The 9,473-nt window shown below is 40.0% G+C and carries 9 protein-coding genes; 4 read left to right on the top strand and 5 right to left on the bottom strand.

The genetic code is table 11. From position 1 onward, the window contains the following. The coding region (gene mprF / locus Q9Q35_RS11365) for a bifunctional lysylphosphatidylglycerol flippase/synthetase MprF (RefSeq protein WP_304653467.1) at positions 1-1,868 on the top strand (1,868 nt) is incomplete at its 5' end. A gap of 370 nt (positions 1,869-2,238) precedes the next feature. Further along, a complete protein-coding gene (locus Q9Q35_RS11360; protein ID WP_304653466.1) occupies positions 2,239-2,391 on the top strand; it encodes a hypothetical protein in 153 nt (50 codons plus the stop codon). 61 nt (positions 2,392-2,452) lie between these two features. On the opposite strand, the gene nrdF is transcribed toward Q9Q35_RS11360, so the two are convergent. From nrdF to Q9Q35_RS11335, 5 genes are all read right to left on the bottom strand, one after another. Next, positions 2,453-3,403, bottom strand: coding sequence for a class 1b ribonucleoside-diphosphate reductase subunit beta (gene nrdF / locus Q9Q35_RS11355; RefSeq protein ID WP_304653465.1), 951 nt, complete (start codon positions 3,401-3,403; stop codon positions 2,453-2,455). A gap of 15 nt (positions 3,404-3,418) precedes the next feature. After that, a complete protein-coding gene (gene nrdE / locus Q9Q35_RS11350) occupies positions 3,419-5,590 on the bottom strand; it encodes a class 1b ribonucleoside-diphosphate reductase subunit alpha (protein WP_304653464.1) in 2,172 nt (723 codons plus the stop codon). Then, positions 5,580-5,954, bottom strand: coding sequence for a class Ib ribonucleoside-diphosphate reductase assembly flavoprotein NrdI (nrdI, locus tag Q9Q35_RS11345; RefSeq protein ID WP_304653463.1), 375 nt, complete (start codon positions 5,952-5,954; stop codon positions 5,580-5,582). Before nrdI ends, nrdE begins: the two co-directional genes overlap by 11 nt. Then, positions 5,951-6,181 carry a glutaredoxin-like protein NrdH gene (nrdH, locus tag Q9Q35_RS11340; RefSeq protein WP_004051414.1) on the bottom strand — a complete coding sequence of 77 codons (231 nt, stop codon included), beginning with the start codon at positions 6,179-6,181 and terminating at the stop codon, positions 5,951-5,953. The genes nrdI and nrdH overlap by 4 nt, the downstream gene beginning before the upstream one ends. Before the next feature lie 168 nt (positions 6,182-6,349). After that, entirely contained in the window at positions 6,350-6,937 is a 588-nt protein-coding gene (locus Q9Q35_RS11335; protein ID WP_304653462.1) for a LysM peptidoglycan-binding domain-containing protein, read from the bottom strand. A gap of 239 nt (positions 6,938-7,176) precedes the next feature. Here Q9Q35_RS11335 and Q9Q35_RS11330 point away from each other — a divergent pair, with 239 nt between their 5' ends. Then, complete coding sequence (locus tag Q9Q35_RS11330) at positions 7,177-8,352, top strand: acetate/propionate family kinase (RefSeq protein ID WP_304653461.1); 1,176 nt, start codon at positions 7,177-7,179, stop codon at positions 8,350-8,352. 78 nt (positions 8,353-8,430) lie between these two features. Next, positions 8,431-9,402, top strand: coding sequence for a ribose-phosphate pyrophosphokinase (locus Q9Q35_RS11325; RefSeq protein WP_304653460.1), 972 nt, complete (start codon positions 8,431-8,433; stop codon positions 9,400-9,402). The last annotated feature ends 71 nt before the right edge of the window (positions 9,403-9,473 follow it).

Here is a 9,473-nt window from a genome sequence, read left to right as displayed (position 1 = left end):
TGTATTTTACAGGTTCGGTCTTAGGGATCGTCTCGATGGTGCCAGGGGGGTTAGGCTCATTTGATGTCTTCATGATGTTTGGATTATTACCATTTGGTGTTACTACGGAGCAAGCTGTGATCTGGCTGTTGTTTTTCCGTTTGTTCTATTACATCATTCCTTTTGGGATCGGCTTGAGCTTTTTTGTCCACTATGCAGGTAGTCAAGTCAATCATAAGTTAAACGGGATCCCTAAGTTGATCTTGCAAAAGACGGCCCATATGTTATTGACCGTCTTTCTATATGTTTCTGGGATCTTATTGTTACTAGAAGCAGCTATTCCTAATTGGGCGTATTCAAATTCATTTTTAGCAAAACTATATCCGTACACCTTTTTATTTATTAACCAGTTGACCGATATCGTATTTGCATTTGCCTTGATCGGGATGGCACGTGGGATCGAAGCTAAGGTCAAAAAAGCGTATTGGCCGACCTTGATCGTTTTAGGCATCGGGATCGTTAATACTTTGTGGCGTGTCTATACTCCAACTTTAGCTATCTTTTTAGGTGTGATCTTAGTGATGGTCATCTTGTCACGTAAAGAGCTCTATCGTAAACAACTACGCTATTCGATCACTAAAAGGATCGTGGATGGCTCGATCTTTGCGGGGATCTTTTTCTTGTATGCGATCGTTGGGTTTATCAACTCACCAAGTTATATCCATCATCATCGTGTACCAACGATCTTTTTATTTCCTGCACAAAGTATCTGGCTTTCCGGTTTTATCGGCTTATTGATCGCAGCTTGTGTCTTATTATTGATCAGCAACTATTTGTGCAGTGGTAAAGACATTTTTGCAAATACTGGTTTTGATAAGGAACGTGTGCGCGCGGTGATCGAAAAATTTGGCGGTAATGAAGTAAGCCACCTAGCCTTTTTGAAGGATAAAGAGTTATATTTTTACACAGAAGATGGTGAAGATAAACTCTTTTTCATGTACCGGATCAAGACCGATAAATTGATCATCATGGGTGAACCAGTGGGAGATCATGATTATTTACAAGAAGCTGTCCAAGCGTTCATGCAAGAAGCGGATAATTATGACTATCAATTGGTCTTTTATGAGATAAATGAGAGTTTCACGATGTTACTGCATGAGTATGGTTTTGATTTTATCAAGACAGGTGAAGAAGGCTTGGTCAAGCTCAGTGAATTTACGCTTCAAGGTAAAAAGCGGCGGGCGCAACGTGCCTTGATGAACAAATTTGAACGTGAAGGTTATGAATTTACTTTTGCTGATCCCCCATTTACTGATGATTTGATGGCTGAACTTAAAGCTGTCTCGGATAGTTGGTTAGGCAAACAAGTTGAAAAGGGCTTTTCACTAGGATTCTTTGATGAAGCCTACCTAAATGAAGCTCCAGTCTGTTTGATCCGTGATGCGTCAGGTAAACTAGTCGCATTTGCTTCGATGATGCCGATGGATGAAAAGACATTATCGATCGATCTGATGCGTCACAGCCAAGATGCACCATCTGGGATCATGGATAAGATCTTTATCAGTTTATTTGAATATGGTAAAGAACAAGGATATGAGTATTTTGATATGGGGATGGCTCCGTTATCAAATGTTGGTGAATCACGCTTTAGTTTTATCGGTGAAAGAGTCGCACGTTTTATCTTTGAATACGGTGATCGTTTCTACGCTTTTCAAGGTTTACGTTCCTATAAGAACAAATATGTTACGAAATGGAGCGCTAAATACACGGCTTATCGGAAGCGGACTTCGCTAGTCGATGCGATGATCTTGGTGACGTTGACGGTCAACCAAAAGCATATCAAAAAGGGCAATAGACGCAATTTGCTCTTACCGAGATTTTTACAATAAACATTAAGCATCCAGGTGTGTGCCTGGATGTTTTTTGCTCAAAGTGATATTTTTCTTACCACCCTTAACTGTTTTAGTAGCAAGTTAAGTTATTATGATCATTGTGATCAAAACTAAAAAAATGTCGTCTCTGGCTAAGCTAGGGCTTGTTGTGATTTTTAACCTTATCAGTTCGCTTATGGTGTATGGAATGATATTTATGGTCGTATTTGGATATAATTCTTAAATCTTAGCCTCAGTTTGTTAGCTGAGGCCTATTTTTTATTGAATGGACCTGGTGAATTTAAGACCTGTGCTATAATCTATAACAAATACATAAAAACATCAAAATATTTTATCTAGCAACTATTTTGACCACAAGAGGGCGGTCTTGACCGTACACTTATTTGCTAAAGGCTTAGCGTTGACGCAGATCGTGTTAGTTCAAGCGAACTATAGTCTGGTTATTTTAGTCAGTGAATACCCTAGTGCTTTAGTAGTGATCTTTTTATCACTCAAGAAAAATACAACTCATAGTGAATGATAAGGGACCCATATGATGTGTATTTTTACATCATAATGGGTCCCTTATCATTTATATGGTATTAAAATTCATAGTCACTGTCTTGCATAGCTTCAACGTTTCCAAGTAAGTAACCATTACCAACTTGGGAGAAGAAGTCATGATTGGAAGTCGAAGTTGAGATCCCATTCATAACAACAGGGTTAACATCTTCTGCAGTATCTGGGAAGAGAGGATCCATCCCTAGATTCATCAAAGCTTTATTGGCATTATAGCGTAAGAAAGTCAAAACATCATCGACCCAGCCAACTTGGTCATAAAGAAGGTGGGTGTACTTTTCTTCATTTTCATAGAGATCATACAAAAGTTCATACATCCAACCTTTGAATTCCTCTTGTTTTACTTCACTTAACTCGTTAAAGCCCAATTGGAACTTGTAACCAATATAAGTTCCGTGAACAGATTCATCACGCAAGATCAACTTGATGATCTCCGCTACGTTAGCGAGTTTATTATGCCCTAACCAATAGAGTGGAGTGTAAAAACCAGAGTAAAAGAGAAATGTTTCCAAGAATACGGAAGCAACTTTCTTTTGTAAAGGTGTTCCGTTTTGATAGATATCATTGATCTTTTGCGCTTTGTATTGCAAGATCTCATTTGAATCAGTCCAAGCAAAGATCTCTTCGATCTCTTTAGGCGTATTCAAAGTTGAAAAGATCGAGGAGTAACTCTTGGCGTGCACCGATTCCATAAACTCGATATTGTTGAAGACGGCTTCTTCTTGTTGCGTTCGGATATCTTTTTTAAGAGCCGCGATTCCATCTTGAGATTGTAAAGTATCTAATAACGTTAAGCCCCCAAAGACTTTAGCAACGACATCTTTATCAGCCTCAGAAAATTCTCGCCAATCGGCTAAGTCATTTGAAAGCGGGATCCGAGTATCTAACCAAAATTGTTCGGTCAATTTTTCCCAAGTTGCTTTATCGATCTGGTCTTCTAAATTGTTCCAGTTGATTGCTTTATAGTTTTCCATTTTCCAAATACCTCACTAAATTACACAGCTTTCGCATTCGTTGACCCCGACTTCATCTTGGGTATCAGTGAATGTGCGGACATAGTAGATCGATTTGATCTGTTTGTGGTGAGCATAGTTACGTAGGATCGAGAGGTCACGGGTCGTCATCTTATCAGTCCGCCCATTTTTCCATTCATAGAGTCCAGTTGGGATCGAGGAACGCATAAAGAGCGTTAAACTCATTCCTTGATCAACGTGTTGTTGTGCGGCTGCATAAGTATCGATCACTTTACGCATGTCTAGATCGTAAGCCGAAGTGTAGTATGGTAAAGTTTCGTTTGAAAGATATGGTGCGGGATAATAAATTTTACCGATCTTTCTTTCTTGGCGTTCTTCGATCTTGTTGATGATCGGCTGAAGTGATGCAGTCGTATCGTTGATATATGAGATCGAGCCATTTGGTGCTACGGCTAAGCGGTTTTGATGGTAAAGCCCATCTTGTTTGACTGCTTGACTCAATTTTTCCCAATTAGCTTTAGTTGGAATGAAGATATCTTTGAATAGCGCTTTGACCTTTTCAGAATGTGGTGTAAAGTCTGTGGTCAAATACTTAGTGAAGTATTTACCATTAGCGTAATCACTTTCTTCAAAACCAACAAAGCTAGTTTGGCGTTCTTTAGCGATCTTATTGGAAGCAACTAAGGTCCAGTAGTTGAGCAACATGAAGTATAAGCTGGTGAATTCCAAAGCTTCTGGTGAGCCATAGTGCATTTGGTTTTTAGCTAAAAAGGCGTGTAAGCCCATAGCGCCTAGACCGATCGTGTGCGCTTGGCGGTTACCGTGTTGCACAGATGGTACGACATCGATTTCTGAGTGATCGGTCACAAAGGTCAAAGCCCGTGTCATGGCTTCGACAGACTGACCAAAATCAGGAGATCCCATCAAGTTAGCGATATTGGTCGAGCCCAAGTTACAGCTGATATCAGTTCCTAAAACATCATAACCTTGTTGATTGTTGACTAAAGATGGTGTTTGAACTTGCAAGATCTCAGAGCAAAGGTTGCTGGTGATGATCTTACCTTTGATCGGGTTAGCCTTATTAGCGGTATCGACATTGACAACATAAGGATAGCCAGATTCTTGTTGTAATTTTGAGATCTCTTCTTCGAGCAAGCGAGCGGGGATCTTCTTTTTAGCGATATCAGGATCGTTGACCAAGTTATCGTATTCTGCGGTAATATCGACGTAAGAGAAAGGAGTACCGTATTTTCTTTCGACATCATATGGATCAAAGAGATACATATCAGCGTTTTGCTTGGCTAATTCGTAGAACTTATCGGGTACAAGCACACCTAAAGATAGTGTCTTGACCCGGATCTTTTCGTCGGCATTTTCTTTTTTGGAAGCTAAGAAGTCGATGATATCGGGATGGAAAACATTTAGATAAACGACACCAGCGCCTTGACGTTGACCTAACTGATTGGAGTAAGAAAAACTATCTTCGAGTAATTTCATGACAGGTACGACTCCAGAAGCAGCGCCCTTGATCCCTTTGATCGGTGCTCCAGCTGAACGAAGATTACTCAAGGTGATCCCGACACCGCCTCCGATCCGTGAGAGTTGAAGTGCAGAGTTGATCACTCGTCCGATCGAATTCATATCATCAGTAACTTGTAAAACAAAACAAGAAACCAATTCACCACGTCTAGCACGTCCTGCATTCAAAAAGCTTGGAGTTGCTGGTTGATAGCGTTGGTGAACGATCTCATCGGCTAGTTGAAGCGCTAATTGTTCATCACCGTCAGCAAAGTACAAAGCATTGATCGCGGCTCGATCGATGAAGCTTTCCAAGTAATAACTGCCATCATCAGTTTTTAGCGCATATTGGGTGTAAAACTTGTAAGCTGCCATAAAGGTCTTGAAACGAAAATCAGCTGCTTCTAATTGCGCATAGAGCTTTTCAATAAAGGCAAAATCGTATTTTTGGATAAATTGTGTTTCAAGATAATTATTGTCTAGCAAATAGTCAAAGCGTTCTTTAAGTGAAGCAAAGGTCATCGTATTAGGAATGACATTTTCCTTGAAAAAGGCGTTTAAAGCTGCCTTGTCTTGGTCGAGTTGGATCTGACCATTTAAAGGAATGTTGACTCGGTTGTTTAGGTCGTAGTACGTAACGTTATTGATATCGATATCTTTAAGACTCAAGTTTATTCACCGCTTCCTTGAAATTTTGGACGTCTGTGGGTGTTCCATTGAATTCAAATGAATAGATCACTGGAACATTAAATTTTTTAGCCAAGTTTTTGGCTGTAAAAATAAATAACTCTGCAAAATTACGGTTGCCGGTCCCGACGATCCCTTTTAATGATGCAGCGTTATTTGCGTATTCTAAAAATTCAGTCACAGGGTAAGTGATCTCATCTTCGTAGGTCGGTACGATCAAGACGAATGGTTCATTTACCATAAAAAGTGGGTCCACCGGATCGATCTCAGTGGCATCGACGGTAGGCCCAAGTTTTTTGATGAAGCGTCGGGTCTGCCCGGTGACGCTAAAATAGATTATTTTCATTGAGCTGCCAGCTTCTTTAAGAGATCAGGTCGGAAACCGTTGATGATCGGTGCGTGATCTTGTTCTAATACTGGAACTGTGCGTAACCCCTTTTCTTTTAGGTAGTTGATATATTCTGGATGATCGGAGATATTATGTTCTCCAAATTCAATATTATTCTCCATTAAAAACTTCTTGGTCATCTTGCATTGGATGCAGTTATCTTTGGTATATAGATCTAAAGCCATCAGAATAAAACCCCTTCTAATTTGATTGTGATATCAGTATACCACAATTTACACAACATGTAGTATAAATTTTGCTCTGCTAATCGCTAGATATTGTGTTATTGGCTCAACCACGCAAAAAACGGACTCAAAATTTTTTGAGTCCGTAAAGTTATATTTAAATCGATATTAGTACCAGCCGTTAGCAAGCCAAAATGACTTAGCTGCTTGCCAAGAACCATAACGATTTGCAACATAGTTATCAGCTACACGTTCTTGGTTTTCTGGGGAGTAATCTCCACCCAAGTAAGAATTAGTCAATTGATATTTACCGTAGTAACGGCCGTTTTGAGCAGTATAAGAACCACCTGATTCAACGTTAGCGATCCAAGCTTTAGCACTTGCTTCAGCATCGTTTGATGGAGTTTGTGGAGCAGTTGTTTGCACTTGTTGTGTTTGTTGTTGAGGTTGTGCTTCTTGGACTTGAGTTTGAGCTTGTGGAGCTGCTTGTGCAGGTTGAGCTTGTTGTTGTGCAGCTTGGGAAGCGTCAGCTAAAACGTTGCTACCGACTTCTAAGCGTTGACCAACGAAGATCAAGTTTACATCTTGTAATTTATTAGCTTGTTGGATCGCATCGATCGTTGTGTTGTATTTAAGGGCTAATTCAGATACTGTATCGCCAGCTTTAACGACAACTTCATCAGCATTTGCTGTTTGCCCTAATGCAACTAAACCAGATAACGCGGCAGCTCCCGTAATAACTTTCTTCATTTCCATAAGTAAACTCTCCTTAAAAAAATATTTAATATTTACTTGCTTTTCATTTATCTACACTAGCAGTATACATTTTTTATATAACATACATATTCCGATAAAATTACAATTTGTCACGTTTATGTAACAAATAGATTAATTATTGTCAAATTCCACAAAAATAGAATCCATGTGGGAAAATAAAGCATCTTTTTGAATTTTACTTTTTAAGTTATACTTAAAAGTATCGGAGGTGCGCAGAAATGCCTAAAATTTTGTTAATGAATGCCGGAAGTTCATCAGTTAAATGGAAATTATTTGAATTGACCGATGAATCAGTCGTCGCTAAGGGCTTGGTGGAGCGGATGGTAGCGCCAGGTTCAAAGTTTGAGATCAAATATGGAGATCAGACGTATCAAGAAACACAAGATAACCTGTCTTATGAAAAAGCAGCTGAAATGATCATTGAAAAGATCCAAGAATTAAAGATCACATCTTTAGCTGACATTAAATGTGTTGGGCACCGTGTCGTAGCTGGGGGAACAAAATTTACTCAAGCTACTAAGATGGATCAAGCAACGATCAAAGAAGTCCTAGCATTGAGTGACCATGCTCCATTACATAATCCAATGGAAGCAAAGTACATCGAATTGATGCAACAAGTCATGCCAGACACACCACAATATGCGGTCTTTGACAGCCAATTTTTTACCCAAATGCCAGAAGAAAATGCGATCTTTAGTTTACCATATGAGTTGACGCAAAAATATGGGATCAGACGCTATGGCGAACACGGGATCAGTCATGAATATTTGGCTCAAAAGACAGCTGATCTTTTGGAAAAACCACTGGCTGATCTCAAATTGATCACTTTGCACTTGGGTAGTGGTTCATCTGTTTCAGCCGTTAAAGATGGAAAAGCATTTGCCAGTTCGATGGGCTTTACGCCTTTGACAGGGCTAACGATGGGGACTAGGGCTGGTGATGTCGATCCTTCGATCGTGCCATTCTTAATGAAGAAACTCGATAAAACAGCCGATGAAGTGCTTGAACTCTTTAACCAAAAGTCGGGATTATTAGGATTGTCGGGCTATTCGGATGATATGCGTGATATCAAAGCTAATCAGGTAGATCAACGTTGCAAGTTAGCCTTAGATATTTACTTAAATAAGATCGTGTCCTATGTCGGAAGCTATTTTGCCCAATTAGGTGGAGCCGATGTGTTGGTCTTTGCCGGTGGGATCGGGGAAAACAACCCGTGGTTACGTGCTGATGTTTGTCAACGCCTAGCTTGTTTAGGTGTCCAATTAGATCAAGAGCTAAATGAAGCTGACCATGAAGGTGTGATCTCAACTGAAAACTCAAAAGTCAAAGTGATGCTAGTTCCAACTAACGAAGAGCTCGCAATGGTCCAACAGATCAAGGCCCAACTAGACTGATAATTATGTTATAATCAACATATACTGTGTCTCTAATAATCAAGCTAAACGGTAATTAGACAAAATCTGGAGGAATTTATGGAAAAAATGCAAGAAAATGCAAATATCAAGTTATTTGCATTGAATTCCAATCAAGCGTTGGCACAAAAAATCGCAGATGGACTGGGGATCAAGCTGTGTGATGCCTCGGTCAAACATTTCAGTGATGGTGAGATCCAAATCAACATCAATGAAAGTGTGCGGGGAGACGATGTGTTCATCGTGCAATCAGTCGCTGATCCGGTCAATGAAAACTTTATGGAATTGATGGTCATGATGGATGCGTTACGACGCTCCAGTGCTGGTTCGATCAATGCAGTTATTCCTTATTATGGTTATGCACGTGCTGACCGTAAAGCACGTTCGCGTGAACCGATCACAGCCAAGATGATCGCTAATTTCATCACATTAGCTGGGGCAGACCGAGTTGTGACAATGGACCTACATGCAGGTCAGTTACAAGGCTTCTTCGACATTCCAGTGGATCATTTATTAGCGATCTACGAACAAGCTGCTTACTTTAAGCAAAAGGGCATTTGTGAAGATGTCGTTGTCGTAGCGCCTGACCATAATAGTGTTAAAGGGGCAAGAAATCTAGCTGATCTCTTAAAAGCACCGATCGCGATCGTTGATAAACGCGATGATACTCGTTTAGATATCGAAAATTCTTCGATCATTGGTGATGTCAGTGGTCATAACTGCATCGTCTTTGATGATATGATCGATACCGGTGGTAAGATGGCCGATGCAGCGGCAGCTTTGGACAAAGCAGGTGCACGTGAGATCTATGCTTGTGCAACGCATCCGGTCTTTTCAGGAAGTGCCGTCGAAGAGTTAGAGGAATCACCATATAAAGAAGTTGTGGTAACAGATACGATCGCGATCCCAGAAAACAAGCAATTCTCCAAGCTAAAAGTTTTATCGATCGCACCGATCTTTGCTAAAGCAATTTCTTTGATCTATCACAATCGTTCGGTAGATAGTTTGTTCAATAACAACGATAATATTTAAAGTAAAGGGGTTCTGTTTTAAACAGAGCCTTTTTTGTTTTGCTTTGATATAATTGGTGTAAATTACATTTA

The organism is uncultured Ligilactobacillus sp., assembly GCF_948826705.1.
In the GTDB taxonomy this organism is placed as follows: Bacteria; Bacillota; Bacilli; order Lactobacillales; family Lactobacillaceae; genus Ligilactobacillus.
This window is presented reverse-complemented; position numbering and strand designations above follow the sequence as displayed.

Excerpts from the sequence above, each read along its gene's own strand:
- Q9Q35_RS11335 (WP_304653462.1), bottom strand. The coding sequence starts at position 6,937 with ATGGAAATGAAGAAAGTTATTACGGGAGCTGCCGCGTTATCTGGTTTA.
- nrdH (WP_004051414.1), bottom strand. The coding sequence starts at position 6,181 with ATGGCTTTAGATCTATATACCAAAGATAACTGCATCCAATGCAAGATG.
- nrdI (WP_304653463.1), bottom strand. The coding sequence starts at position 5,954 with ATGAAAATAATCTATTTTAGCGTCACCGGGCAGACCCGACGCTTCATC.
- Q9Q35_RS11330 (WP_304653461.1), top strand. The coding sequence starts at position 7,177 with ATGCCTAAAATTTTGTTAATGAATGCCGGAAGTTCATCAGTTAAATGG.
- Q9Q35_RS11325 (WP_304653460.1), top strand. The coding sequence starts at position 8,431 with ATGGAAAAAATGCAAGAAAATGCAAATATCAAGTTATTTGCATTGAAT.
- nrdF (WP_304653465.1), bottom strand. The coding sequence starts at position 3,403 with ATGGAAAACTATAAAGCAATCAACTGGAACAATTTAGAAGACCAGATC.